We start from the raw sequence: 561 nt of genomic DNA on the forward strand, positions 1-561 counted from the left end.
CGCGCTGTCGCGGGGCAAGCGAACCTGCTGGATAAAGACGGGCAGATTATCGATGGCGGCAAAGCGCTGACCACCGACTCCCTGAGCAGCGTCTTCTCCGGCCTGGTCGGTGCGGCACCGGCGGCGGTGTACATCGAGTCCGCAGCGGGCACGGCGGCAGGCGGTAAAACCGGTCTGACGGCGATCACCGTGGGCGTGCTGTTCCTGCTGATCCTGTTCCTCTCTCCGCTCTCCTATCTGGTTCCGGCTTACGCGACCGCGCCTGCGCTGATGTACGTGGGTCTGCTGATGCTGAGCAACGTGGCGAAAATTGATTTCGCGGATTTCGTCGATGCGATGTCCGGCCTGATTACCGCCGTGTTTATCGTGCTGACCTGTAACATCGTGACCGGCATCATGATCGGTTTCGCCTCGCTGGTGATTGGTCGTCTGGTCTCCGGTGAGTGGCGCAAGCTGAACATCGGCACCGTGGTGATTGCCATTGCTCTGGTGGCATTCTATGCGGGAGGCTGGGCGATTTAAGCCTGTCCGACGCCTTAAAACGGGTGGCTTAGGCCGCCC

Annotated in this window: 1 protein-coding gene; it reads left to right on the forward strand. The window is 61.3% G+C overall.

Annotated features, from left to right (window positions below; genetic code table 11):
* Positions 1-522: NCS2 family permease (locus ETG88_RS22145; protein ID WP_164971842.1), on the forward strand; the 522-nt coding region annotated here is incomplete at its 5' end.
* Positions 523-561 lie beyond the last annotated feature (39 nt).

This window comes from Lelliottia nimipressuralis (assembly GCF_004115925.1).
Lineage (GTDB): Bacteria > Pseudomonadota > Gammaproteobacteria > Enterobacterales > Enterobacteriaceae > Enterobacter > Enterobacter nimipressuralis.